This window comes from Streptomyces sp. NPDC001056 (assembly GCF_053598955.1).
This window is the reverse complement of sequence record NZ_JBSFLI010000010.1, coordinates 73905-97743: the sequence shown is the minus strand read 5'-3', so window position 1 is coordinate 97743 and position 23839 is coordinate 73905. Positions and strand designations below refer to the sequence as shown.

At 71.6% G+C, this 23839-nt stretch carries 27 protein-coding genes; 14 read left to right on the top strand and 13 right to left on the bottom strand.

Annotated elements, in window-relative coordinates; translation table 11 throughout:
• Window positions 1-40: 40 nt before the first annotated feature.
• A complete protein-coding gene (locus ACWDD7_RS14735; protein WP_003992906.1) occupies window positions 41-220 on the bottom strand; it encodes a DUF6104 family protein in 180 nt (59 codons plus the stop codon).
• A 191-nt stretch (window positions 221-411) separates the two neighbouring features.
• Between ACWDD7_RS14735 and ACWDD7_RS14730 the strand changes: the two genes are divergently transcribed.
• Together ACWDD7_RS14730 and ACWDD7_RS14725 are read left to right on the top strand one after the other, a co-directional pair.
• Window positions 412-1284 (top strand): DUF4097 family beta strand repeat-containing protein, encoded by an 873-nt coding sequence (locus ACWDD7_RS14730; protein WP_351869834.1) that lies wholly within the window; start codon window positions 412-414, stop codon window positions 1282-1284.
• A gap of 1 nt (window position 1285) precedes the next feature.
• On the top strand, window positions 1286-2242 hold the full coding sequence (locus tag ACWDD7_RS14725; RefSeq protein ID WP_450457595.1) for a PadR family transcriptional regulator: 957 nt from the start codon (window positions 1286-1288) through the stop codon (window positions 2240-2242).
• Window positions 2243-2376: 134 nt separating this feature from the next.
• On the opposite strand, the gene ACWDD7_RS14720 is transcribed toward ACWDD7_RS14725, so the two are convergent.
• Together ACWDD7_RS14720 and ACWDD7_RS14715 are read right to left on the bottom strand one after the other, a co-directional pair.
• Complete coding sequence (locus ACWDD7_RS14720) at window positions 2377-3342, bottom strand: zinc-binding dehydrogenase (protein ID WP_351869840.1); 966 nt, start codon at window positions 3340-3342, stop codon at window positions 2377-2379.
• A 204-nt stretch (window positions 3343-3546) separates the two neighbouring features.
• Window positions 3547-4770 carry an NAD(P)-dependent malic enzyme gene (locus ACWDD7_RS14715; RefSeq protein WP_351869843.1) on the bottom strand — a complete coding sequence of 408 codons (1224 nt, stop codon included), beginning with the start codon at window positions 4768-4770 and terminating at the stop codon, window positions 3547-3549.
• 608 nt (window positions 4771-5378) lie between these two features.
• On the opposite strand from ACWDD7_RS14715, the gene ACWDD7_RS14710 reads away from it, so the two are divergent.
• Genes ACWDD7_RS14710 through ACWDD7_RS14700 form a run of 3 tightly spaced genes read left to right on the top strand, consistent with a single transcriptional unit; the run spans window position 5379 to window position 8113 of the window.
• The gene (locus ACWDD7_RS14710) at window positions 5379-6338 is read left to right on the top strand and encodes an ABC transporter substrate-binding protein (protein WP_351869846.1); all 960 of its coding nucleotides are present in this window, start codon (window positions 5379-5381) and stop codon (window positions 6336-6338) included.
• Window positions 6339-6380: 42 nt separating this feature from the next.
• Window positions 6381-7313 carry an amino acid ABC transporter permease gene (locus ACWDD7_RS14705; protein WP_351869849.1) on the top strand — a complete coding sequence of 311 codons (933 nt, stop codon included), beginning with the start codon at window positions 6381-6383 and terminating at the stop codon, window positions 7311-7313.
• A 47-nt stretch (window positions 7314-7360) separates the two neighbouring features.
• Window positions 7361-8113, top strand: coding sequence for an amino acid ABC transporter ATP-binding protein (locus ACWDD7_RS14700; protein WP_351869970.1), 753 nt, complete (start codon window positions 7361-7363; stop codon window positions 8111-8113).
• Window positions 8114-8166: 53 nt separating this feature from the next.
• Here ACWDD7_RS14700 and ACWDD7_RS14695 read toward each other — a convergent pair whose 3' ends face one another.
• Entirely contained in the window at window positions 8167-8925 is a 759-nt protein-coding gene (locus ACWDD7_RS14695; RefSeq protein ID WP_351869851.1) for a class I SAM-dependent methyltransferase, read from the bottom strand.
• Window positions 8926-9025: 100 nt separating this feature from the next.
• Between ACWDD7_RS14695 and ACWDD7_RS14690 the strand changes: the two genes are divergently transcribed.
• On the top strand, window positions 9026-9655 hold the full coding sequence (locus ACWDD7_RS14690; RefSeq protein WP_351869854.1) for a CGNR zinc finger domain-containing protein: 630 nt from the start codon (window positions 9026-9028) through the stop codon (window positions 9653-9655).
• On the opposite strand, the gene sodX is transcribed toward ACWDD7_RS14690, so the two are convergent.
• Window positions 9559-9993, bottom strand: a complete 435-nt coding sequence (sodX, locus tag ACWDD7_RS14685; protein ID WP_351869973.1) for a nickel-type superoxide dismutase maturation protease — start codon at window positions 9991-9993, stop codon at window positions 9559-9561. The genes ACWDD7_RS14690 and sodX overlap by 97 nt on opposite strands.
• Window positions 9994-10138: 145 nt before the next feature.
• On the opposite strand from sodX, the gene sodN reads away from it, so the two are divergent.
• Both sodN and ACWDD7_RS14675 read left to right on the top strand, forming a co-directional pair.
• Window positions 10139-10534, top strand: a complete 396-nt coding sequence (gene sodN, locus ACWDD7_RS14680; protein ID WP_046418451.1) for a superoxide dismutase, Ni — start codon at window positions 10139-10141, stop codon at window positions 10532-10534.
• A 348-nt stretch (window positions 10535-10882) separates the two neighbouring features.
• Window positions 10883-11344: a pyridoxamine 5'-phosphate oxidase family protein gene (locus tag ACWDD7_RS14675; protein WP_450457594.1), complete on the top strand. Its 462-nt coding sequence runs from the start codon at window positions 10883-10885 to the stop codon at window positions 11342-11344.
• A 12-nt stretch (window positions 11345-11356) separates the two neighbouring features.
• Here the strand turns inward: ACWDD7_RS14675 and ACWDD7_RS14670 are convergent, their stop codons facing one another.
• The 3 genes from ACWDD7_RS14670 to ACWDD7_RS14660 all read right to left on the bottom strand — a co-directional run bounded on the left by ACWDD7_RS14670 (window position 11357) and on the right by ACWDD7_RS14660 (window position 13908).
• The gene (locus ACWDD7_RS14670; protein WP_450457593.1) at window positions 11357-12085 is read right to left on the bottom strand and encodes an SDR family oxidoreductase; all 729 of its coding nucleotides are present in this window, start codon (window positions 12083-12085) and stop codon (window positions 11357-11359) included.
• A gap of 427 nt (window positions 12086-12512) precedes the next feature.
• Window positions 12513-12737 (bottom strand): hypothetical protein, encoded by a 225-nt coding sequence (locus ACWDD7_RS14665; protein WP_351869861.1) that lies wholly within the window; start codon window positions 12735-12737, stop codon window positions 12513-12515.
• Window positions 12738-12753: 16 nt separating this feature from the next.
• Window positions 12754-13908, bottom strand: a complete 1155-nt coding sequence (locus ACWDD7_RS14660) for an inorganic phosphate transporter (RefSeq protein WP_351869864.1) — start codon at window positions 13906-13908, stop codon at window positions 12754-12756.
• Window positions 13909-14231: 323 nt separating this feature from the next.
• Here ACWDD7_RS14660 and ACWDD7_RS14655 point away from each other — a divergent pair, with 323 nt between their 5' ends.
• Window positions 14232-14630 carry a helix-turn-helix transcriptional regulator gene (locus ACWDD7_RS14655; RefSeq protein WP_450457592.1) on the top strand — a complete coding sequence of 133 codons (399 nt, stop codon included), beginning with the start codon at window positions 14232-14234 and terminating at the stop codon, window positions 14628-14630.
• 49 nt (window positions 14631-14679) lie between these two features.
• The gene (locus tag ACWDD7_RS14650; protein ID WP_351869870.1) at window positions 14680-15096 is read left to right on the top strand and encodes a VOC family protein; all 417 of its coding nucleotides are present in this window, start codon (window positions 14680-14682) and stop codon (window positions 15094-15096) included.
• Window positions 15097-15136: 40 nt separating this feature from the next.
• Here ACWDD7_RS14650 and ACWDD7_RS14645 read toward each other — a convergent pair whose 3' ends face one another.
• From ACWDD7_RS14645 to ACWDD7_RS14635, 3 genes are all read right to left on the bottom strand, one after another.
• Window positions 15137-15469, bottom strand: coding sequence for a DUF952 domain-containing protein (locus tag ACWDD7_RS14645; protein ID WP_450457591.1), 333 nt, complete (start codon window positions 15467-15469; stop codon window positions 15137-15139).
• A gap of 159 nt (window positions 15470-15628) precedes the next feature.
• Window positions 15629-16765: a family 2 encapsulin nanocompartment cargo protein polyprenyl transferase gene (locus ACWDD7_RS14640; protein ID WP_450457590.1), complete on the bottom strand. Its 1137-nt coding sequence runs from the start codon at window positions 16763-16765 to the stop codon at window positions 15629-15631.
• A gap of 112 nt (window positions 16766-16877) precedes the next feature.
• A complete protein-coding gene (locus tag ACWDD7_RS14635; protein ID WP_351869879.1) occupies window positions 16878-18284 on the bottom strand; it encodes a family 2B encapsulin nanocompartment shell protein in 1407 nt (468 codons plus the stop codon).
• Window positions 18285-18500: 216 nt separating this feature from the next.
• On the opposite strand from ACWDD7_RS14635, the gene ACWDD7_RS14630 reads away from it, so the two are divergent.
• Window positions 18501-19403: a 1-aminocyclopropane-1-carboxylate deaminase/D-cysteine desulfhydrase gene (locus tag ACWDD7_RS14630; RefSeq protein ID WP_450457589.1), complete on the top strand. Its 903-nt coding sequence runs from the start codon at window positions 18501-18503 to the stop codon at window positions 19401-19403.
• A gap of 6 nt (window positions 19404-19409) precedes the next feature.
• Here the strand turns inward: ACWDD7_RS14630 and ACWDD7_RS14625 are convergent, their stop codons facing one another.
• Window positions 19410-21005, bottom strand: coding sequence for a Na+/H+ antiporter (locus ACWDD7_RS14625; RefSeq protein WP_450457587.1), 1596 nt, complete (start codon window positions 21003-21005; stop codon window positions 19410-19412).
• Between the two features lie 61 nt (window positions 21006-21066).
• On the opposite strand from ACWDD7_RS14625, the gene ACWDD7_RS14620 reads away from it, so the two are divergent.
• From ACWDD7_RS14620 to ACWDD7_RS14610, 3 genes are all read left to right on the top strand, one after another.
• A complete protein-coding gene (locus ACWDD7_RS14620; RefSeq protein WP_351869888.1) occupies window positions 21067-21327 on the top strand; it encodes a UBP-type zinc finger domain-containing protein in 261 nt (86 codons plus the stop codon).
• Between the two features lie 420 nt (window positions 21328-21747).
• Window positions 21748-22164, top strand: coding sequence for an ATP-binding protein (locus tag ACWDD7_RS14615; RefSeq protein ID WP_009190566.1), 417 nt, complete (start codon window positions 21748-21750; stop codon window positions 22162-22164).
• Window positions 22165-22184: 20 nt separating this feature from the next.
• Complete coding sequence (locus ACWDD7_RS14610) at window positions 22185-23297, top strand: RNA polymerase sigma factor SigF (RefSeq protein WP_450457586.1); 1113 nt, start codon at window positions 22185-22187, stop codon at window positions 23295-23297.
• 20 nt (window positions 23298-23317) lie between these two features.
• On the opposite strand, the gene ACWDD7_RS14605 is transcribed toward ACWDD7_RS14610, so the two are convergent.
• Window positions 23318-23761 (bottom strand): hypothetical protein, encoded by a 444-nt coding sequence (locus ACWDD7_RS14605; protein WP_450457585.1) that lies wholly within the window; start codon window positions 23759-23761, stop codon window positions 23318-23320.
• Window positions 23762-23839 lie beyond the last annotated feature (78 nt).

Sequence of the window (23839 nt, the reverse complement as noted above, 5' to 3'; positions counted from 1 at the left end):
TCCCGCTTTCCCCTCCCGTTTTCCTCTCCCGCTTGCCCGTCTATTCGTCGTCCTCGTCGTCGAGGCGGGCGAGCCACGTGGCCAGGCGCTCCACGGGCACCTCGAAGTCTGGGTTGAGGTCCACGAAGGTGCGCAGCTGCTCGGCGAGCCACTCGAAGGTGACCTCCTCCTCGCCACGCCGCTTCTCCAGCTCCTCGATGCCGCGGTCGGTGAAGTACATGGGATTGCGTCTCCTGGGTGTGCGTATGCGTCCGAGCCGGCGGGACAGGCGTCGGCGTCGTCACCAGCGTATGCAATGCGCGGGGCGGCTCACCCCCAAGAGTGTCTTGACTTCGCGAGTCCACGATATATCGTGTTTCTGGTGGACGCGATATGGCGCGTCCAGACGCCGTACGGCCGAGGAGGTCCCCCATGTCCGAGTGGTCCGTCGCCGAGCCGCAGAAGCTGACCTTCGACGCCCCCGTGGGCACCGTCCAGGTCCGCATCGCGGGCGGCACGGTGAACGTGGTGGGGGTGGAGGAGGGCCCCGCACGTCTGGAGGTGTCCGACATCAAGGGCCCGCCGCTGACGGTCACCCAGGAGGGCGAGGTCCTGACGGTGGGGTACGAGGACCTGACCTGGCAGGGCTTCACGAAGCTCCTGGACCGCAGCAGTTGGCGCCGCAGCGCGGTCGTCTCCCTGACGGTCCCCGCGGACGCCCGGGTGGAGGTGGGCGCGGTCGGCGCCGGCGCCGTGGTCTCCGGCATCCGGGGCACGACGGTGGTCAGGGGCGTCACCGGCGACACCGCCCTGGTCGGCCTCTCCGGGCCGGTCCAGGCGAACACCGTGTCGGGGAACCTGGAGGCGCAGGCGGTCACCGGCGAGCTGCGCTTCGCCTCGGTCTCCGGCGACCTGACCGTCATAGAGGGCTCGGGCCCCTCGGTCCGGGCGGACTCGGTCAGCGGCTCGATGATCGTGGACCTGGACCCGGACGGCCCGACGGACGTCCATCTCACCAGCGTCTCGGGCGAGATCGCCATCCGGCTGCCGCACCCGGCGGACGCCGAGGTGGAGGCGAACACGGCGAGCGGCCGGATCTCCAACGCCTTCGAGGGGCTGCGGGTGCACGGCCAGTGGGGCGCCCACAAGATCACCGGTCGCCTGGGCGCGGGCACGGGCCGCCTCCGGGCCACCACGGTCTCCGGTGCGATCGCTCTGCTACGGCGCCCGTCCGCCGAGGACTGGCAGGACACCCGCCCGACCGACGGCCCGACCGACGGCCCGACCGACAAGAAGGTGCTCTGACATGCCCCCCGTCTTCGCCCATGGCCGCCTGCGCCTGTACCTGCTCAAGCTGCTGGACGAGGCCCCGCGCCACGGCTACGAGGTGATCCGCCTCCTGGAGGAGCGCTTCCAGGGGCTGTACGCCCCCTCGGCCGGCACCGTCTACCCCCGCCTGGCCAAGCTGGAGGCCGAGGGCCTGGTCACCCACACCTCCGAGGGCGGCCGCAAGGTGTACTCCATCACGGACACGGGCCGCGCCGAACTGGCGGACCGCGGCGGCGAGCTGGCCGACCTGGAACTGGAGATCCGCGAGTCGGTGGCGGAACTGGCGGCCGAGATCAAGGCCGACGTGCGCGGGGCGGCGGGCGATCTGCGCCGCGAGATGCGGGCCGCGGCGTCCGAGGCTCGCGAGGGGGGAGCGGCCGGGGACGACAAGGACGCCTGGCGCGTCGCCAAGGAGGAGATGCGTCGGGTCCGGCAGGAGTGGAAGGAGCAGGCCCGCCGCGCCAAGGACGAGAGCCGCCGGGCCCGCGAGGAGGCCCAGCGCGCCCGCCACCAGGCCCAGGAGGCCCAGGCCCGCGCCCGAGCCCAGGCGCAGGAGGAGATGCAGCGCGTCGCCCGCCGTGTCCAGGACCACTTCGCGCGCGGCAACTGGCCGGCGGGCGTCCGCGAGGGCCTCACCGAACTGGCCAGGGAACTGGGCGACTTGAGCAAGGACTGGACGGCACCCCGCCCCACCCCGGCCTACACCGCCCCGACGACCGACTTCCCCGCCGACTACACCCCCGCCTGGGCCCACGAACCCACCACCGACGATCCCGCCCGCGATCTCGACCGCCTGCTCGACCGCTTCCGCGACGACATCCGCGACCTGTCCCGCGACCACGGGGTGACCCCGGACCAACTCCGGGCGAGCCGGGAGCACTTGTCGCGGGCGGCGGCGGACATCGCGTCGATCCTGCGGCCGACGAAGGGGTAGTTCGCGGGCCGGCGGTCACGTACCGCGCCGGAAGGGGACCGGCCCCCGGTCGGCCGAATCCGGCGACGCGGGCTCACCGCCGCCCCCGGCGGGTCCGGAACCCCCGGACCCGCCCACGGCTCCCCCGAGGAACCTCAGGACGTCGTCAGCACGATCTTCCCGAACTGCCCGCCGGACTCCATCCGTTCGAAGCCCTCCCGCGCCCGGTCCATCGGCAGCACCTCGTCGATGACGGGCCGTACCCCGGTCGTGGCGCAGAAGGAAAGCAGGTCCTCCAGCTCGTCCTTGGTGCCCATGGTGGAGCCGACCACCTTCAGCTCCAGGAAGAAGATCCGGGTCAGCTCGGCGTGCGAGGGCCGGTCCCCGCTGGTCGCGCCGGAGATGACGATCGTCCCGCCGGGCCGCAGCGACTTCACCGAGTGGGACCACGTCGCCGCGCCCACCGTCTCGATCACGGCGTCCACCCGCTGCGGCAGCCGCGCCCCGCTCTCCACGGCCTCCACCGCCCCGAGCTCCAGCGCCCGCTTCCGCTTCGCCTCGTCACGGCTGGTGGCGAACACCTTCAGCCCCGCCGCCTTGCCGAGCACGATCGCGGCCGTGGCGACCCCGCCGCCCGCGCCCTGCACGAGGACCGAGTCCCCGGGGCGTACCCCGGCGTTGGTGAACAGCATCCGGTACGCCGTCAGCCACGCGGTCGGCAGACAGGCGGCCTCGGCGAAGGACAGCTCCTTCGGCTTGGGCAGCACATTGAAGGTCGGCACGGCGACCTGCTCGGCGAAGGTGCCCTGATAGCGCTCGGTCAGGATGGACCGCGGCTCCTTCGGGCCGACGCCGTGACCGGTCTGGCCGATGACGGAGTGCAGGACGACCTCGTTGCCGTCCGCGTCGACCCCGGCGGCGTCACAGCCGAGGATCATCGGCAGGCGGTCCTCGGGGAGGCCGACGCCCCGCAGGGACCAGAGGTCATGGTGGTTGAGGGAGGCGGCGCGCACATCGATGGTGCTCCAGCCGGGACGGGCCTCGGGAGCCGGACGCTCCCCCAACTCAAGGCCGGTGAGCGGCTGGTCGCGGTCGATTCGGGCGGCGTAGACAGCGAACATGCTGCCGACGATAGGTGCGTCGGCGCCCCGACGGAACCTGGCCGCTCTGTGACACATGCCCTCTTGCCCAAGGGCACCCGGGCGGCGCAGCCCGCCACGAGCCCCCCAGGGGCACCTCGTCACACGAGTTTCCGGCGGGTGGGCGGGCGGATGGATGGAAAAGAAACGGCCCCGCCCGAACGGGCGGGGCCGTCTCAGCCGACGTCAGTGACGGGCGACGCCCTCCGCGCGGGCGGCTGCCGCCACCGCCGCGGTGACCGCCGGGGCGACGCGCTCGTCGAACGGCGACGGGATCACGTAGTCCGCCGCGAGATCGTCCCCGACGACCGCGGCCAGCGCCTCCGCCGCCGCGATCTTCATCCCCTCCGTGATCCGCGAGGCCCGCACCTGGAGCGCGCCCGCGAAGATCCCGGGGAAGGCCAGCACGTTGTTGATCTGGTTCGGGAAGTCCGAGCGCCCGGTGGCGACGACCGCCGCGTACTTGCGCGCGACCTCGGGGTGCACCTCGGGGTTCGGGTTGGCCATCGCGAAGACGAAGGCACCCTCGGCCATGGAAGCCACGGCCTCCTCGGCGACCGTACCGCCGGAGACGCCGATGAAGACGTCCGCGCCCTTGAGCGCGTGCTCCAGCGTGCCGCTGATCCCGGCCTTGTTGGTGAAGCCGGCCACCTCGCGCTTGACCGGGGTCAGGTCCTCGCGGTCGGCGGAGACGACGCCCTTGCGGTCCGCGACCGCCACATCGCCGATGCCGGCCCCGATCAGCATCTTGGCGATGGCGACGCCGGCCGCGCCGGCGCCCGAGATCACGGCGCGCAGCTGCCCGATCTCCCGGCCGCTGAGCCGCGCCGCGTTCCGCAGTGCCGCGAGCGTCACCACGGCCGTGCCGTGCTGGTCGTCGTGGAAGACCGGGATGTCGAGACGCTCCTGGAGGCGGCGCTCGATCTCGAAGCACCGGGGCGCCGAGATGTCCTCAAGGTTGACTCCGCCGAAGGAGGGAGCGAGCCGGACCACGGTCTCCACGATCTCGTCCACATCGGTGCAGTCGAGCGCGAGCGGGACCGCGTCGACGCCGCCGAACTGCTTGAACAGGATCGCCTTGCCCTCCATCACGGGGAGGGAGGCCTGGGGACCGATGTCCCCGAGTCCGAGCACCGCCGTACCGTCGGTGACGACGGCGACGACGGAGGACTTCCATGTGTAGTCGTTGACCAGCTCCGGCTGCTCCGCGATCGCGGTGCACACGCGAGCGACGCCGGGCGTGTACGCGAGGGAAAGGTCGTCCTTGTCGCGGATCGGCACGGTGGCCTGCACAGCCATCTTGCCGCCACGGTGCAGAGCGAACACCGGATCGAAGGAGTCGAGGGGCTCCGCCCCGCCGTCCTGGTCCGTACCGACGTCGCTGCGAGGATTGACGATCTCCGCTGCCACTTGTTCTACCCCTTAGGTATGCATGGTTTGAGGGTCGACCACTCCTGGTGAGGGGTGGGCGGGCACCGCGCAGGGCCCGATTGCGGATACGCACGGGTCATGCGCGACGGGCGCGCCGCACACGCGCCCTGAGCCCCGGATGAGGGGTGTAAAGAACCTTCTTACCGGACGGACGGCGCCCACGACGAGTCCAATAGGTGCAAGGTCACATCTCGGAACCAGAAAGCCACACGGAGGTGACACGCCACTGACGGGCGCGGCACCGGCGGCGCGGAGGTCCAGAGGGACTCGGCGGGGCTCCGGACGGAGGGGTGTCGTACGACACCCACCTGTCCGGCCGTCCACATTTCGAGATGTGCCGAAGATTTTCCGGCGGAGGGACGGGATTCGCGCAGATGGTCCGGTGCGGTACGGCACCGGCAGACCAAGAATGTACCGACCTGGTGGGGTTCGGGGGTCACCCGTTATCCGATTTTGACATATCCGCGCCCCTGAATGGCGTAGTCCGAATGGCAAGATGCCGTAAACCCGCGAGGTCGCGCCACCCAATGGTGTGTGTTCTCGTCTACCCAGCGGCAAACTCTTCGCATACGCCGGAGGAATCCACCATGACCGCAAGCTCCACCCGTCGTTCGACCGCCACGCACCCCCGGCTGGCTGCGGTCGGTGCGATCGCGGTCGCGGGCGCCCTGCTGCTCACCGGCTGCGGTGACCAGACGAAGGACAAGACCAACGACTCCGGCGGCGGCGCCTCTGCCGGCGCCCCGCTCGCGAGCAAGCTCCCGCAGTCCATCCGCGGCAAGGGCAAGATCCTCGTCGGTTCGGACATCGCGTACGCCCCCGTGGAGTTCAAGGACTCCAGCGGCAAGGCCGTCGGCCTCGACCCGGACCTCGCGGCGGCGCTGGGCAAGCAGCTCGGCGTGACGTTCGAGTTCCGCAACGGCACCTTCGACTCCCTGCTCACCGGCCTGCGCTCGGGCCGCTACGACATCGCGATGTCGGCGATGACCGACAGCAAGAACCGCCAGCAGGGTGTCGACCCGGACACCGGCAAGAAGGTCGGCGAGGGCGTCGACTTCGTCGACTACCTGACCGCCGGTGTCTCCATCTACACGCGCAAGGGCGACACGCAGGGCATCACCGGCTGGCCCGACCTGTGCGGCAAGAAGATCGCCGTCGAGCGCAGCACCGTCTCGGAGGACCTGGCCAAGGCCGAGGCCAAGAAGTGTCCGGCCGGCAAGAAGCTGTCCATCGAGCCCTTCGACGACGACCAGCAGTCCCAGACCCGGCTGCGCTCGGGCGGCGTGGACGCGGCCTCCTCCGACTTCCCGGTGGCGGCGTACGCGGCGAAGACCTCGGGCGGCGGCAAGGACTTCCAGCTCGTCGGCGACCAGGTCTCGGCGGCGCCGTACGGCATCGCGGTCTCCAAGGAGGCCACCCAGCTGCGCGACGCGCTCCAGGCCGCGATGAACGCGATCATCAAGAACGGCGAGTACCAGAAGATCCTCCAGAAGTGGGGCGCCCAGGACGGCGCCGTCAAGGAATCCGTGATCAACGGCGGCAAGTGACCCGCGGCGTAGCCAGCGGCCACCGAGAGGCAGCACATATCCGTGACTGACATAGAGAAGACGGCCGGGGAGCAGGGCACTCCCCCGGCCGGCCCGGAAACCCTCAGGGCCATCCCGGTGCGGCACTACGGGCGCTACGTGTCCGCAGTCGTCGCCATCGCGATCCTCGTCGCGATCATCTACGCGTTCAGCCAGGGCAAGATCAACTGGCACGCGGTGCCGGACTACTTCTTCGACCACCGGATCCTGACCGGTGTCAGCAAGACGCTTCTGCTGACGGTCCTGTCGATGCTCATCGGCATCGTCGGCGGCATCGTCCTGGCCGTCATGCGGCTGTCGAAGAACCCGGTGACCTCGTCCATCGCGTGGTTCTACATCTGGTTCTTCCGCGGCACCCCGGTCCTGGTCCAGCTGTTCCTGTGGTTCAACCTGGGCCTGGTCTTCGAGTACATCAACCTGATGCCCTTCTACAAGGACTACTGGTCGAACTTCATGACGCCGCTGCTGACGGCGTTGCTCGGCCTGGGTCTGAACGAGGCGGCGTACATGGCCGAGATCTGCCGCGCGGGCCTGCTCGCGGTGGACGAGGGCCAGACCGAGGCGGCCCACGCCCTGGGCATGAGCCACGGCAAGACGCTGCGCCGGGTGGTCATCCCGCAGGCGATGCGGGTGATCGTGCCGCCGACCGGCAACGAGGTCATCAACATGCTGAAGACGACCTCGCTCGTGGCGGCCGTCCAGTATCCCGAGCTGTTCCGCTACGCCCAGGACATCGGCCAGAACTCCGGTGCGCCGGTGGAGATGTACTTCCTGGCCGCGGCCTGGTACTTGATCATGACCTCGGTGCTCAGCGTGGGCCAGTACTACATCGAGCGGTACTACGCCCGCGGCTCCAGTCGCAGCCTCCCGCCCACCCCGTGGCAGAAGGTCAGGGCGCATCTGACGACCTTCTCCAGCAGGAAGGTCATGGCATGAGCGACAAGCTGAGCAAGCAGGACTCCGCGACCGCGGGCACCGCCCCGATGGTCAAGGCGGAGGGCGTCCACAAGTCGTTCGGGCATGTGGAGGTGCTCAAGGGCATCGACCTGGAGGTGCGGCCGGGCGAGGTGTTCTGCCTCATCGGTCCCTCGGGCTCCGGCAAGTCCACCTTCCTGCGGTGCATCAACCACCTGGAGAAGATCAACGCCGGGCGGCTGTACGTCGACGGCGAGCTGGTCGGCTACCGCCAGAAGGGCGGCAAGCTGTACGAGCTCAAGGACAGCGAAGTCGCCATGAAGCGCCGGGACATCGGCATGGTCTTCCAGCGCTTCAACCTGTTCCCGCACATGACGGCGCTGGAGAACGTCATGGAGGCGCCGATCCAGGTCAAGGGCGTGACCAAGGCCGCGGCGCGGGAGCGGGCCATGCAGCTCCTGGAGCGGGTGGGCCTGGCCGACAAGGCCGGCAACTACCCCTCGCAGCTGTCCGGCGGTCAGCAGCAGCGGGTCGCGATCGCGCGTGCGCTCGCGATGGACCCCAAGCTGATGCTGTTCGACGAGCCGACCTCGGCGCTGGACCCGGAGCTGGTCGGCGACGTCCTGGACGTCATGCGCGACCTCGCCGAGTCCGGCATGACGATGGTCGTCGTCACCCATGAGATGGGTTTCGCCCGCGAGGTGGGCGACAGCCTGGTGTTCATGGACGGCGGTGTCGTGGTCGAATCCGGCCATCCGCGGGATGTGCTGACGAATCCGCAGCACGAGCGGACGCAGTCGTTCCTCTCGAAGGTGCTGTAGGCGGACGCACGGCGAAGGGGCGGTGCGCGCACCGCCCCTCTCCCGTGCCCCGCCTACTTGAGAGCGAGGACCAGACTGTCCGACGGGGAACACCACACGGCCCTGGCCTCGGCGAAGCCCTTCTCCCGCAGGACCCGGGCATGCCAGTCCGCGGAGGGCATGTCGCCGTCGGCGTGCTCGCCGTAGATCTCGTAGCGGCGGGCGGTCGGCTCGGCCAGGACCGGGTCCTTCGCGGCGACCTGCCACCACTCGGCCCAGTCGAGGGCGCCGTCCCGCTTGGCCTGATCCATACGGGCGTGGCGCTGGGCCCGCTCGGCCGCGTTGATCCGGGGCGTGCTCTCATCGATCATGTGGTCCGCGTTCATGAACACACCGCCGGCGCGGACGAGTTCCGCGAGCCGGCCATAGAGGGCCGCGAGGGGTTCGCTGTGCAGCCAGTGCAGGGCCGTCGCGGTCAGTACGGCGTCGTACGAGTCGTACGGCAGCCGCGCCGCCCAGTCGGGGTCCTTGAGGTCTGCGGTCACGAACGAGACCCGGTCGTCGCCCTCGAAGGTGCCGCGCGCGATGGCGAGCAGGGCCGGGTCGAGATCGACGCCGGTGCTGGTGGCCTCAGGGAACCGCGCCAGCAGCCGGGCGGTGATGCTGCCGGTGCCGCAGGCGAGGTCGAGCACGCGTGGGGCCGTACCGACGAGGGCCTCGACCATGTCGAGCATGATCCTGAAGCGGTCCTCGCGGTCCGGCATGTACCACTCCTGCTGGCGGTCCCAGCTGTTCTGCCAGGCCGCCCAGTCGGTTCCGGTACCCGTGGTCATGGAGCCCGCCTTTCCCCGCGGTCGCGTAATACCCTGGAAGCACGATCGGCTGTTACCCGACCGCTGGTATGACGATAGAGCGCCCCAGTAAGGACTACAAGTGGAACTGGCCTATTACTCGGATTACGCCGTGCGACTCGTCAACACCGAGGAACCGAGCCGGGGCAAGGACTGCCTGACCTCGGTCGAGGCCGTCCGTGACCTCTTCGGCGACAACACGTCCGCGGCACGCCGTGCCACCGACGCGGACGTCACCCGTTTCCGCTCGGTGCGGGGCCGGCTGCGCGCGGTCTTCGAGGCGGCCGACGGGGGCGACGAGACGCTGGCCGTGGACCTGCTGAACTCACTCCTGCTGGAGTTCCCGGTCAGCCCCCAGATCTCCGGCCACGACCACCGGGACGAGGACGACCGCCCGCTGTGGCACATGCACCTGGCCGACCACCCCTCCAACGCCACCGCGGGCTACGCGGCGATCGCCGCGATGGGCCTCGCCTTCCACCTCACCGAGTACGGCGTGGACCGCCTCGGCCTGTGCCAGGCGGCCCCGTGCCGCAACGCCTACCTGGACACCTCGACCAACCGCTCCCGGCGCTACTGCTCCGACCGCTGCGCCACCCGCGCCAACGTGGCCGCCTACCGGGCCCGCAAGCGCCTGGAGGCCGACCGGTCGCCGAGCAGCGGCCGCACGGCGGAGACCGCCCAGCGCAGCACGGCCAGCGGCGAGCGCTGACCGGCCTCGAACGGCCGGAGCCTCAGCCAGGCCCGCCCGAGGATCAGCTCCTCGGGCACGACCCCGTAGTCGGTACTGTCCCCACCGGCGTACGGGTTGTCCCCGAGCACCCACCAGCCGCCCTCGCGCCGCTCCACGGCCCGCTTGACGACCAGCAGGTCCTGCTGGAACGGGTGCCGCAGCACGACGATGTCACCGGGCCCGACCACGCCCCCGTACCGCACCAGCAGCTGGTCGCCGTGCCGGAGCGTGGGCACCATGGACGGCCCCGTCACCTCGGCCAGCCCGAACGGCGCGGGCGACCTCCCCCGCTGGCTCTCCTGCGACAGCTCCGGCATTCCCGGCACCTCCCCGGTCCGTTCCTCCACCAGTCCCAGTCTGACCCCGGACTTTTGTCCTAAGCCCTAGGGGGCACTCGGGAAAACAGGCCCCCCAGGGAGTAATGTCGCACCTGAGAAGACGATCACGAGGAAGGAATGCTCCATGCTTTCCCGCCTGTTTGCCCCCAAGGTCAAGGTCAGCGCCCACTGCGACCTGCCCTGCGGCGTGTACGACCCGGCCCAGGCCCGCATCGAGGCGGAGTCGGTGAAGGCCGTCCAGGAGAAGATGGCCGGCAACGACGACCCCCACTTCCAGGCCCGCGCCACCATCATCAAGGAGCAGCGCGCGGAGCTCGCGAAGCACCACGTCTCCGTCCTCTGGAGCGACTACTTCAAGGCCCCGCACTTCGAGAAGTACCCCGAGCTGCACCAGCTGGTCAACGACACCCTGAAGGCCCTCTCGGCCGCCAAGGCGTCCACCGACCCGGCGACGGGCCAGAAGGCGCTCGACTACATCGCCCAGATCGACAAGATCTTCTGGGAGACCAAGAAGGCCTGATCTTCGATCATGCCATTTGACCTGCGATTTCCTTGGTCGCTCGGTCATCCGGTCCGCACCCGGCCCGCAGGCCGCCGAGAACGGCGTCCATGACGGTCCGGGTGCGGTCTTCTTCACCCGCGGCACAGGTCGTGGAGCCCCGGTACTCCCGCCCCCGCAGCAGCGCGAACACGCCGTACCTCGCGCTCGTAGCGCCCGACCTCTCCGAACCCCCGAGAACGCCGGAGCGCCCCGCGCTCCCTCCGGCCGCCGGGCACCCCGGTCTGGGGGCTGAGGGGTTCATCGGTCGCCGGGAGTAGGTCCCTCGCCTCATGCGCGCTTCGAGGCCGCCGGTTAGGGTCTGTGCCCATGCAGAACACGGGGGTTGTCCGCCGTCGGGCGGCGGAGCGTAGGCGCGAGACTCTGGAACGGCTCGTCACCGAGCGGGATGTGTGGGTGTCGACGGCACATCCCGACCGCGGGCCGCATCAGGTGCCGCTGTGGTTCTTGTGGGACGGCCGAGCGGTGTGGATGTGCACCAGTGCCACTTCCGTGACCGCGCGGAACGTCCGCGAGGAGCCGCGCGTGCGCTTGGCGCTGCCGGACACCTTCGATGTGGTGATTCTCCAGGGTGAGGCGGAGTGCTTCCCCGACGAGGAGGTGCCCGGAGGCGCGGCGGAGGCGTTCGCCGCCAAGTTCGGGTGGGACCCGCGCGCGGAGGAGGGTTCGTTCCTGTACGTGCGCGTGGTGCCGAGGAGTGTGAGCGCTTGGCGCGGCGAGCCGGAACTGCGCGGCAGAGTCATCATGCGCGACGGGACGTGGCTGGAATAGGGGCACCGGGGGTCAGGACAGCCAGTCGCTGTAGTGGGTGGGGGCGAGTCGGGCCTGGCGGTCCGTGAGGACGTCCCCCTTGACAACGGCGAACATGCCGGCCGCGGGGTCGGTGACGACCGTACGGCTGTCGCCCTTGCGGGACAGGGTGAACCGGCCCAGCTCGTCCAGGGGGAAGACGTCGGGTCCCGCGATGTTGCGGATGCCGTCGAGCGGGGGGCCCGCGGCGACGTCCGCCACCGCGGCGGCCACGTCCCTGGAAGCGATGGGCTGGATGGGCGTGGCGGGCAGCCGGACGGAGTCGGCGTCGGCGGTCATGGAGATGACGGCGTCCATGAAGTCCATGAACTGGGTCGCCCGGACAATGGAATAGGGGATTCCCCCGGCCGCGAGGATGTTCTCCTGGAGCAGCTTGGCGCGGTAGTAGTCCAGCTCAGGCACCCGGTCCACGCCGACGATCGAGAGGACGACGAAGTGGCCCGCGCCGCCCTTCTTCGCGGCGGCCACGAGGTTGTCCATCGAGGTCCGGAAGAAGGCGAGAGAGGCCTCGTCGAAGGTCGGCGAGTTCGTCAGGTTGACGACGACGTCCGCTCCCGCCACCGCCTCGTCCAGTCCCTGACCGCTGAGGACGTCGACGCCGGTGGACTTCGAGCACGGCACCGCCTCGTGCCCGGCGGCGTTCAGCTTCTCGACGACCTGCGACCCGACCAGACCGGTACCGCCGATGACCGCGACCTTCATGGCATACCTCCCATAGGGGCCCTTAGGGGCTATATGCGGAATATGCCATACGCCGGGCTAGGTGGACGGGACAAGCAAGGGCGCCGGGCCGGGCGGGGCCGAAGCCCGACGGGTGGGAACGCCGAGCGCCGCGAGCTGTCATGATCTCGACCCGCCGGACGCCAGGTCCATGGCCCAGGCGGTCGCCGAGGAGACCCGGAAGGCGGGCAGCGTGCTGCTCGTCCACTTCGTCGGGCACGGACTGCTCGACGCCGACGGGGAGTTGTACCTGCGGCCCGCGCCACCGACCTGCTCACCCCGGGTCTCGCCACCCACCAGGCCCTGTCCTTCGCCGCGTTGCACCAGGCCCTCACCGCGCGCCGCGCCGCGTCCGTCGGCGGCAGTGTCCGCCGGGCAGGCCGTACGACCCGCCGTGCGGGAGCGGCGGTCAGTGGAACTGGGGCACGAGCAGGTAGATCCCGTAGCCCACCACCGCCGCGCAGGCCAGGAAGCACAGCCCCGCCTGGGCGCGGGCCGTCGTGGCGGCGCCCGCGCGACGGTCGGCGGCGCGGGAGAGGCCCAGCACGCCCAGGGTGAAGACGACGACCACGGCGACGGTGACGCCGAGGCTGACCACGGCGACCCGGACGAGGGCGGACCAGTCGATGTGCATGGCGGACTCCCGGGGTTCAGACGGCCGAGCCGACGTCGGTCGGGGGCTGGGCGCGGAGGGTGACCTCGTGGTGGTCGTTGACGTTGTCGGCGTGCACCGGGTTGCGGCGGGAGACGGCGACGAGGCCCAGGGCGAGCGCCAGCGCCACGAGGGCGACGACGACCGTGCCGATGTCGCCGCCGTGCTTGACCACCCCGGCCGCGAGGCCGCCGACCAGCGCGGCGAACGGCAGGGTGATCAGCCAGGCCAGCGCCATCCGCCCGGCGATGCCCCAGCGGACCTCCGCGAGGCGGCGGCCGAGGCCCGCCCCGAGGATGCTGCCCGAGGCGACCTGGGTGGTGGAGAGGGCGAAGCCGAGGTGGGCGGAGGTGAGGATCACCGCGGTGGAGGCCGTCTCGGCGGCGAAGCCCTGCGGTGACTGGATCTCCGTCAGGCCCTTGCCCATGGTGCGGATGATCCGCCAGCCGCCGAGGTAGGTGCCGAGACCGATCGCGACCCCCGCGGCGCCGACCACCCAGACCGGCGGTCCGGCGTCATGGCCGAGCGCGCCCGCGGAGATCAGGGTCAGCGTGATCACGCCCATGGTCTTCTGCGCGTCGTTGGTGCCGTGCGCGAGGGAGACCAGGGAGGCGGAGGCGACCTGGCCGAGCCGGAATCCCCTGGTCACCTGGTCCTGGCGGGCGCGGGCGGCCAGCAGAAAGGCGAGGTAGGTGGCGGCACAGGCGGCGGCGCCGGCCACCACCGGGGAGATCAGGGCGGGCAGCAGCACCTTGTCGACCACCTGCCCGAAGTGCACGCCCTTGGACCCCGCGCCGACCCAGACCGCGCCGATCAGCCCGCCGAACAGGGCGTGCGAGGAACTGGAGGGCAGCCCGGCGAGCCAGGTCACCAGGTTCCACAGGATCGCCCCGACCAGCCCGGCGAAGATCATCGCGGGGGTGACGAGGGCGTCGTCCACGATGCCCCCGGAGATCGTCCGGGCCACCTCGGTGGACAGGAACGCTCCCGCGATGTTGAGAACCCCGCTGATCAGTACCGCGACCCGGGGCCGCAGCGCGCCGGTGGCGATGGAGGTGGCCATCGCGTTCGCGGTGTCATGGAACCCGTTCGTGAAGTCGAACGCCAGCGCCGTCACGATGACGACCGCCACGAGCAACGTGATGTGGTCCATGACTCCAGCCAACCAAGCCCGCACCGATTCCGCGCGAACGGGGACCGAACGCCCATCGGGGGTGCGGGGGTGCGGCGCGCGGTCTCCGGCGCCGGGACGGCGGCTGGCCTGCGGGTACGGCGGTGTCGACGGGCCGGCGCGTGCTCTGCGGGGGTGCACGACGGTTCCGGCGGCCCAGGGTGGTGGCGGGGGATACGAGGGGTGCGGCGAGCCATGGGCGGGGCCGTGGGGCGCGGCCGTGGCGGCGGGCGGTGTCGGCTGCGGTGCGGGAGCGGCGGGTGCCGGGAGGGCGGTGTGTCAGTGGGCTGTGCCAAGCTGGGGGTGTGGACGTGGAGGATCTGCGGCGGTTGCGGCGGGTGCGGGATCGGATGGACCGGGAGTATGCCGAACCGCTGGAGATGAGCGAGCTGGCCCGTGGCGCGCTGATGTCGGCCGGGCACTTCCAGCGCAGCTTTCGCAAGGCGTTCGGGGAGACGCCGTACAGCTATCTCATGACGCGCCGGATCGAGCGGGCGAAGGTGTTGCTGCGCCGGGGCGATCTCACGGTGACCGAGGTGTGCCTCGCCGTGGGGTGTACGTCGCTGGGGTCCTTCAGTTCCCGTTTCACCGAGCTGGTCGGCCAGACGCCGAGCGCCTATCGGGCGGCCTCGCACGAGCCGGCCGCGGTGATCCCGTCCTGCGTGGCGCGCACGTTCACCCGGCCCAGCCGCCGCCCTTACTGATCCTCCCGAGCCGCGCGCACCGACGTCCTCAGCGGCTTAGCGTGAGCGCATGAACGTACGACTCGCGCAGTGCTTCATCGCCGTGGACGACCACGACAAGGCCCTCGCCTTCTACCGCGACGTCCTCGGTCTGGAGGTCCGCAACGACGTGGGCTTCGAGGGGATGCGGTGGGTGACCGTCGGCTCACCGCTCCAGCCGGACGTGGAGATCGTGCTGGAGCCCCCGGGCGCCAACCCGGACGCCTCCCCGGCCGACCGGCAGGCGCTCGCCGAACTGCTCGCCAAGGGCATGCTGCGCGGTGTCATCCTGGCCACCGACGACTGCGACGCGCTGTGGGAACGGCTGCGCGAGTCCGGCGCCGACGTGCTCCAGGAGCCGACCGACCAACCGTGGGGCGTCCGCGACTGCGCCTTCCGCGACCCGGCGGGCAACCTGCTGCGCTGCTTCCAGCGCCCGGCGGACTGAACGGCCCGGCGCCCCGGACTCCCGCGCGGCACGCGGTACTTCACTCCCAGGGCTCCACATCCACAACGGCGGCGACCTCCAACGGGCCGTAGAGGTGCGGGAATTCCTCGCCGCCCGGCTCCGCCGCCTCGTACCTCAACGGCGCGTCCAGGAGGGCCGGGTCCACCACCAGGACCACCAGCTCGTCCGGACCGTCGTAGCCGTCGTACAGGAAGGCGGCGACGCGCGGGAGTTGCTCGCGGGTGGAGAGGTGGATGAAGCCCACCTGCTCAAGGGTGCGGCCACGGGTCGACACCTCGTAGGTGCCGCGCTCGCGGGCCGCCTCCCACAGGGAGCGCTCGGTGATGTGCAGGATGCGGGACGGTTTCGGCATGGCTCCACGGTAGACGGCGGGTCCCGCGCACTGTGGGGGTGCGCGGGACCCGTCTGACCGGAGCCCCCGGGGACACCGTGCGGGGTCAGGAGCCGCACGGGCCCGGGGACTCCGGGACCCTCGGGCCGCCGGACGGACCGGCGGCGCGGGACCGGGCGCTCAACTGCTGCGCCGGGTCACGAACTCGGCGAGGGCCAGCAGCCCGCCCGCCGCCTCCGGGTCGGGGATCGCCCGCGCCAGCTCCTGCATCGCACGGGCCATCCGGTCGGCCGCCTCCGCCTGCGCCCAGTCCCGGCCGCCGGCCTGCTCCACGGCCAGCGCGGCCCGCGCGATCCCCTCGCTGTCCCCGGCGATGGACGGCTTCCCGTACATCGCCGCCAGCTCGGCCGCCGCCGGAGTACCGGAAACGAGGGCCGCCACCACCGGCAGGGACTTCTTGCGGGCCGCGAGATCCGCACCGGCCGGCTTGCCGGTGCGCAGCGGGTCGCCCCATATGCCGATGACGTCGTCGATCAGCTGGAAGGCGAGCCCCGCCTGCCGGCCGAAGCCGTCCAGCGCGGCCACCTCCTCGGGCCCCGCCCCCGCGTACAGCGCGCCGAGGGCGCAGGCGCAGCCCAGCAGCGCGCCGGTCTTCGCCTCGGCCATGGCCAGCACCTCGTCCAGCGTGACCTCGTCCGGGGGGCGGTTCTCCAGGTCGGTGTCGGTGTGCTGACCGGCACACAGCTGCACCACGCAGTCCGCCAGCCGGGCGGCGGCCGAGGCCGCCGCCGGGTGCGGGTCCTCGGCCAGCAGCCGCAGCGCGAGCGCCTGAAGCGCGTCCCCGGCGAGGATCGCGTCGGTGTCCCCGAACACGGTCCACGCCGTGGGCCGGTGCCTGCGGGTGGGGTCCCGGTCCATCACGTCGTCGTGCAACAGCGTGAAGTTGTGGACCAGTTCCACCGCCGCCGCGGCCGGCACGGCGGCCGTCCGGGCCGCCGGGCCGCCGAGCGCGGTGGCCGCGGCGAGCACCAGGGCCGGGCGGATCGCCTTGCCCGCGTTGCCCGCGGCCGGGGTGCCGTCCGCGTGCTCCCAGCCGAAGTGGTAGCGCGCGATCCGGCGCATGGAGCCGGGCAGCGACTCGACGGCGGCGCGCATCGCCGGGTCGACCAGGCCCCGGGTCCGCTCCAGCAGCGCCGGCGCCTCCTGCCCGTCGAGCGGGCCGGGGCCGGTGTCGCCGGTCCCCGGCCGGTCCCCCGGTGTGCCGGGGTGCGGCACACCGGGAAGACGCTGTTCGGTCTCCGTCATGAACTCGGCCATGTCTCCCCCTCGACAGGTCCGCGGGCACCGGCGGTGCCGGCCCGGCCGGACGCGTACCCCGAGGGTGTACCCCTCCCGGCTGCCGGGGACACGGCCGCGACGTGCGGAAACGTCACCTCCACCGGCCGATCTCGACGTTCTCCAGCACGCCGAGCGCGTCGGGAACCAGGACGGCGGCCGAGTAGTAGGCCGTGACCAGGTACTTGATGATCGCCTGCTCGTTGATCCCCATGAAGCGGACGGACAGGCTCGGCTCGATCTCGTCCGGGATGCCGGACTGGCGCAGGCCGATGACGCCCTGCTCCTCCTCGCCGGTACGCATCGCGATGATCGAGGTGGTGCGCGCCTCGCTGATCGGGATCTTGCTGCACGGGAAGAGGGGCACCCCGCGCCAGGTGGGGATGCGGTTGCCGCCCATGTCGATGGTCTCCGGCACCAGGCCCCGCTTGTTCAGCTCGCGTCCGAACGCGGCGATCGCGCGCGGGTGGGCGAGGAACAGCTTGGTCCCGCGGCGGCGGCTGAGCAGCTCGTCCATGTCGTCCGGGCCGGGCACGCCGTCGTGCGGCTGGATCCGCTGGTCGTACTCGCAGTTGCTGAGCAGACCGAACTCCGGGTTGTTGATCAGCTCGTGCTCCTGGCGCTCCTTCAGCGCCTCGACGGTGAGCCGCAGCTGCTGCTCGGTCTGGTTCATCGGCTGGTTGTAGAGGTCGGCCACGCGGGAGTGGATGCGCAGCACGGTCTGGGCGATGCTCAGCTCGTACTCGCGGGGCCGGGGCTCGTAGTCGACGAAGGTGTGCGGGATGTCGGGCTCGCCGGAGTGGCCGGCCGCGAGGTCGACCTCCTTCTCTCCGTACCTGTTGGTGCGCTGCTCCGGGATCGAGCGCAGCCGCTCCAGGTGGGCGCGCAGCGAGTCCGAGCGCTCGGCGATCTGCTCGAAGTCCTGGCGGCTGAGGATCAGCACGGTGCTGGCGGTGTCCGCGCGGACCGTGAACTCCCAGATGGCGTCCGGGTCCAGCAGCGCCTGGTCGCCGAAGTAGGCGCCGTCGGCGAGGACGCCGAGGACCGAGTCGTCGCCGTAGGGACCGGTGCCGATCTTCTCGACGCGGCCGTGGGCGAGCAGGTACACCCCGTCGTTCCGGTTGCCGAAGTCGGCGATCACCTCGCCGGGTGCGAAATCGCGCTGGCGGCAGCGCCGGGCCAGCTCGGCGAGCACGTCCTCGTCCTCGTACGACCGCAAGGCCGGGAGCTCGCCGAGTTCGGCCGGGATGACCTCCACCTGGCCCCCGGTCTTGACGAAGGTGATGCGGCCGTCGCCCACGGCGTACGTCAGCCGGCGGTTCACCCGGTACGTGCCGCCCTGGATGTCCACCCAGGGGAGCGTGCGCAGCAGCCAGCGGGAGCTGATCTCCTGCATCTGCGGAACGGACTTGGTGGTGGTGGCCAGGTTCCGCGCTGCCGCGGTCCCGAGGGACTGCTGCGGCTTGCCCTGATCCGTGCGGAGCTCTTCGCCTACCGACATATGGAAATGCCCTCCCATGTAACGCACCGGTCGCAAGGGGCCGGTCTCGCATCGAGCGTCCCATCACGCACGGTTGTCACGCCATTACCCGAAAGAGGGGGAATGGATCATCGGACTAGTGGGCAGAAACGAGGATTTTGTCGAGGGGTCCGCGGGGTGTCGGCCGGGGGCGGGCGCGTGGTGGCCGGCTCCCCGACCGTCGGCGACAATGGCACCGTGACCAGCAGCGATCCCCTCACCCCCCGCCTCCCCTCCCCCCTGCGGGAGCTGCGGGACGAGCGGTTCGAGCGGCGCGGGCTCCGGCTGCTGCTCAAGCGGGACGACCTGATCCACCCCGAGCTGATCGGCAACAAGTGGCGCAAGCTCGTACCGAACATCGGTGCGGCCGGCGGGCGGGCGCTGGTCACCTTCGGCGGGGCCTACTCCAATCATCTGCGGGCCACCGCGGCGGCCGGGCGGCTGCTCGGACTGGCCACCACCGGTGTGGTGCGCGGGCAGGAACTGGCCGATCGGCCGCTCAATCCCTCCCTCGCCCGGTGCGCGGCCGACGGGATGCGGCTGCACTTCGTCGACAGGTCGACCTATCGGCGCAAGACCGAGCCGGAGACCCTGGCGGCGATCCTGCGCGCGGCCGGCGCCGAGGGGGCGTACGTCGTGCCCGAGGGCGGCAGCAACGCCGTGGCGGTGCGCGGCTGCACGGCCCTCGGGGAGGAACTGCGCGGGTACGCCGATGTCGTCGCGGTCGCCTGCGGCACCGGCGGCACGCTCGCGGGGCTCGCCGCCGGGCTGGGGCGGGGGCAGCGGGCGCTCGGTGTGCCGGTCCTCAGGGGCGGCTTCCTGGCGGCCGAGGTGCAGGCGTTGCAGGAACGTGCCTTCGGCGGCCGTACCGGCGAGTGGTCCCTGGACGACCGCTTCCACTTCGGGGGATACGCCCGGACGACTCCCGAACTCGACGCGTTCGCCGAGGACTTCGAGGACCGGCACGGGCTGCCCGTGGAACGTCTCTATGTCGCCAAGTCGCTCTACGGACTTGTCACCCTCGCCGAGGAGGGCGCCTTCCCGCGCGGCACGACACTCGCGGCCGTCGTCACCGGCCGGCCGTTCCCCGAAGCCGCCTGAGGGCCCCTACGCCGCCTCCCGGTAGGCCGCCGCCTCCTCCAGGTCGAGGTGGCGGAGCAGGGCGCGCAGCATCTCGTCGTCGATGTAGCGGCGGTCGCGCAGCCGCACGAAGACCTCGCGTTCGGCGCTGATCATCGCGCGGGACAGCCGCCGGTAGGTGTCGTCCACGGACTCGCCGGTGACGGGGTTCACCTGGCCGAGGCGCTCCCAGACGGCGTTGCGGCGGCGCTCCAGGACGTCGCGCAGCCGGTCGGCGAGCGGCGGCGGCAGGGCGTTGCGCTCGTCGGCGAGGAGTTCGTCCAGGCGGCGTTCGGCGGCCAGGGACGCCTGCGCCTGGGCGTTGGCCTCGGCCAGCGTCTCGGCCTGGCGGTCGCGGCCGGGGAACTTCATCAGGCGGATCAGCGGGGCGAGCGTGAGGCCCTGCACGATCAGCGTGCCGATGACCGTGGTGAAGGTCAGGAAGAGGATCAGGTCGCGCTGCGGGAAGGGCGCGCCGCCCCGCACGGTCTCCGGGATGGAGAAGGCGATGGCCAGGGACACCACGCCCCGCATCGCGGCCCAGGAGACCACGACCGGCGCCCGCCAGGTGGGGTCCTCCTCGCGCTCCCGGACGCGCCGGGAGAGGAAGCGCGGCAGGAAGGTCGCCGGGAACGTCCACACGAACCGGGCCGCCACCACGACCAGGAAGACGGCGACGGCGTACCAGGCCGCGTCAGCCCCGTGATAGGCGGCGAGGCCCTTGAGAATGGGCGGCAGCTGGAGGCCGATCAGGGCGAACACGGCGCACTCCAGCACGAAGGCGACCATCCGCCACACCGCCTCCTCCTGGAGCCGGGTGGCGAAGTCGACCTCCCAGGCACGGTGGCCGAGGTAGACGGCGACCACGACGACCGCGAGCACACCGGAGGCGTGCAGCTGTTCGGCGACCCCGTAGGCGACGAACGGGATCAGCAGGGAGAGGGTGTTCTGCAGCAGGGCCTCGGTCAGGCGGGTGCGCAGCCAGTGGATCGGCACCATGAGCACCAGGCCGACGACCACGCCGCCGACCGCCGCGCGCAGGAACTCCTCGATTCCGCCCGCCCAGGTGGAGCCTGCGCCGACGGCGGCCGCGACGGCCACCTTGTAGGCGGTGATCGCGGTGGCGTCGTTCAGCAGGGACTCGCCCTGGAGGATCGTGGTGATCCGGGACGGCAGCCCCACCCGGCGGGCGATCGCGGCGGCCGCGACCGCGTCCGTGGGCGCCACGACCGCGCCGAGCACCAGTGCGGCGGGCAGCGGCAGCCCCGGTACGACGAGATAGGCGGCCCAGCCGACGACGAAGGTCGCGAACAGCACGTACCCGACCGACAGCAGTCCCACGGGGCGCATCTGGGCCCGCAGGTCCAGGTAGGAGCTTTCGGTGCCCTCCTTGTAGAGCAACGGGGGCAGCACCAGGGGCAGGACCACGTCGGGTTCGAGGGTGTAGTCGGGGATTCCGGGGACGTACGACACCGCCAGGCCCGCCGCGACCAGGAGCAGCGGCGCGGGCACCGGGGTGCGCCGGGCGGCCCCGGCGACCGCGGCACTGCCCGCGACCAGCAACAGCAGGGGCATCACGTCCATGCCTCTCGCCCACCCTCGTTTTCCGCGCGGCCACCCGCACACCCGTCGTAATCTGGCAATCATGAAACAGTGCACGCACGCCGGCGCGCTGCCGCATCCGGAACCCGAGCCGCAGTCCGCGACCTGCCCGGAGTGCCTGGCGAACGGGACGCACCCGGTCCAGCTGCGGCTCTGCCTCACCTGTGGCCACGTCGGCTGCTGCGACTCCTCGCCGGGCCGGCACGCGACCGGGCACCATGAGCGGTCCGGTCATCCGGTGATGCGGTCGTTCGAACCGGGTGAGGACTGGCGGTGGTGCTTCGTGGACCACGTACTCGTCTGAGCGCGATTCCCGCCCGGATCCCGCCCGGATCCCGTTCGGATCTCGCCCGAAACCCGGCCGAGGCCCGGTGGGGATCACGCCCGAAGCGCGCCCGAGGGGCGTCGCGGCGGCATCCGATCGTTGATCGTGTTCCCGTTCGGGTGCTGTGTCGTGTGACACTGCATGCGGCGGCGGACGCACGACGGTTCGGGCGTCTGACGTCTGGGTACGTCAACCCGGCGCGCGCTCTCCCGATTTGGGGGCGCACACCCCCTAGACACGGAGCGTATCCACAGCTTTACTGTGAGTGACGCCAGGGGGTTGGGGTCCCGGGGGACAGGAACATTCGGCGCGCGATAGCGTCACCGCTTGAACCACCTACGCGTTAGCCCGGGGGGCGACCCTCGGCCCCGTAATGCTTGTACCACCATGGAGGTGAGGGTGTCCCAGATCGCAGGCGAACCCGCGGCGAACCAGGATTTCGTGGAGGTCCGGCTGCCGGCCGCGGGTGCCTACCTGTCGGTGCTGCGGACGGCCACGGCCGGTCTGGCGGCCCGCTTGGACTTCACCCTGGACGAGATCGAGGATCTACGCATCGCCGTGGACGAGGCCTGCGCGATCCTGCTCCAGCAGGCCGTGCCGGGCTCGGTGCTCAGCTGTGTCTTCCGGCTCGTCGACGACTCGCTGGAGGTCACCGTGTCGGCACCGACCACGGACGGCCATGCCCCCTCGCGGGACACCTTCGCCTGGACCGTGCTGTCGGCCCTCGCGGGGAAGGTCTCGTCCGCCGTCGACGAGGACAAGACGGTGTCCATCAGCCTCTACAAACAGCGCGGCGCGGGTCCCGGGCCGGCGTGAGGGAGAACGGGGACGGTCCGGTGCGGGACGAAGAGCGCGGCACGCGAGAGCTGCCGACCGGGGACGGGGGTGCCCCCTGGTCGAGTGCGGCCGAGACCTCCGGGGAGAGCCCCCGCGACGGCTCCCGGCGCATGGCGGACGGCATCGACGGCATCCCCGAGCAGGCCAGGCCGCACCCGGAGGACCACTCCGCACGGCCCGGCGGTGCGGGCGCAGGCCCTGAGGTCCCGCCGAAGGCGCGCGGCGGGGCCGCTCCCGCAGGCCGCGCGGGGGCGAGGGCTCGGGGAAGGGCTACGGGCGGGACGATGAGCGAGCACGAGCGATACGCGGACGACGACGCGCTGGGCGCGGAGGCCGTGCAGGCCGCACCGCACGACCCGCACGACCGCAGCGGGGCCCGGGCGATGTTCGTCGAGCTGCGCGGGCTCGACGCCGGCAGCGCGGAGTACGCGGAACTGCGCAACCAGCTGGTCCGCATGCATCTGCCGCTCGTGGAGCACCTGGCCCGCCGGTTCCGCAACCGTGGCGAGCCGCTGGACGACCTCACCCAGGTCGCCACCATCGGCCTGATCAAGTCGGTGGACCGGTTCGACCCGGAGCGGGGCGTGGAGTTCTCCACGTACGCGACTCCGACCGTGGTCGGCGAGATCAAGCGGCACTTCCGGGACAAGGGCTGGGCGGTCCGCGTGCCGCGCCGGCTCCAGGAGCTGCGGCTCGCGCTGACCACGGCGACGGCGGAGCTGTCCCAGCTGCACGGCCGCTCGCCGACGGTGCACGAGCTGGCCGAGAAGCTCGCCATCTCCGAGGAGGAGGTCCTGGAGGGCCTGGAGTCGGCGAACGCGTACTCCACGCTGTCCCTGGACGTCCCCGACACCGACGACGAGTCCCCCGCGGTCGCCGACACGCTCGGCGCGGAGGACGAGGCGCTGGAGGGCGTGGAGTACCGGGAGTCGCTCAAGCCGCTGCTGGAGGATCTGCCGCCGCGGGAGAAGCGGATTCTGCTGCTGCGCTTCTTCGGGAACATGACGCAGTCGCAGATCGCGCAGGAGGTCGGCATCTCGCAGATGCACGTCTCCCGGCTGCTGGCGCGGACGCTGGCGCAGCTGCGGGAGAAGCTGCTGGTGGAGGAGTAGACCGCCTGCCCCGTTACCGCTTACTCGGCGCGGCCCGGGCCCTTGATGCCGAGGGCCCGGGTCGTCTCGCGGTTGACGAGGAGGACGAGCGCCGCGACGGCCACGACCGCGAGGACGATGCCGACGGGGACGGCGACGCCTCCCGACTTGAGCAGGTTGTAGGCCACGGGCAGGGCCATCAGCTGGGTGATCACGGCGGGGCCCCGGCTCCAGCCCCGGCGCAGCAGGAGGCCGCGGGTGGCGAGGAGGGGGAGCAGGGCGAGTACGGCGAGGGTGATACCGAGCGTCACGGCCTGCTGCCGGTCGTCGGGGGCGCCGGTGATACCGAGCACGAGGACCCACAGGCCGCCGACGAGCAGCACGACGCCCTCCAGGCCGGCCAGCACGGCGGCGTACGTCAGCCGACGGGGCCGGGTGCCTTCGGCGCCGTCAGCATCCTGCACAGGCTTCTGCTCACTGCTCACCCCAGCAGGGTAGCCGCCGGCATCCCCCGGGCGGGGCGCCGGGTCGCTCACCGGCGCAGGCCGGGTACCTGACGACGG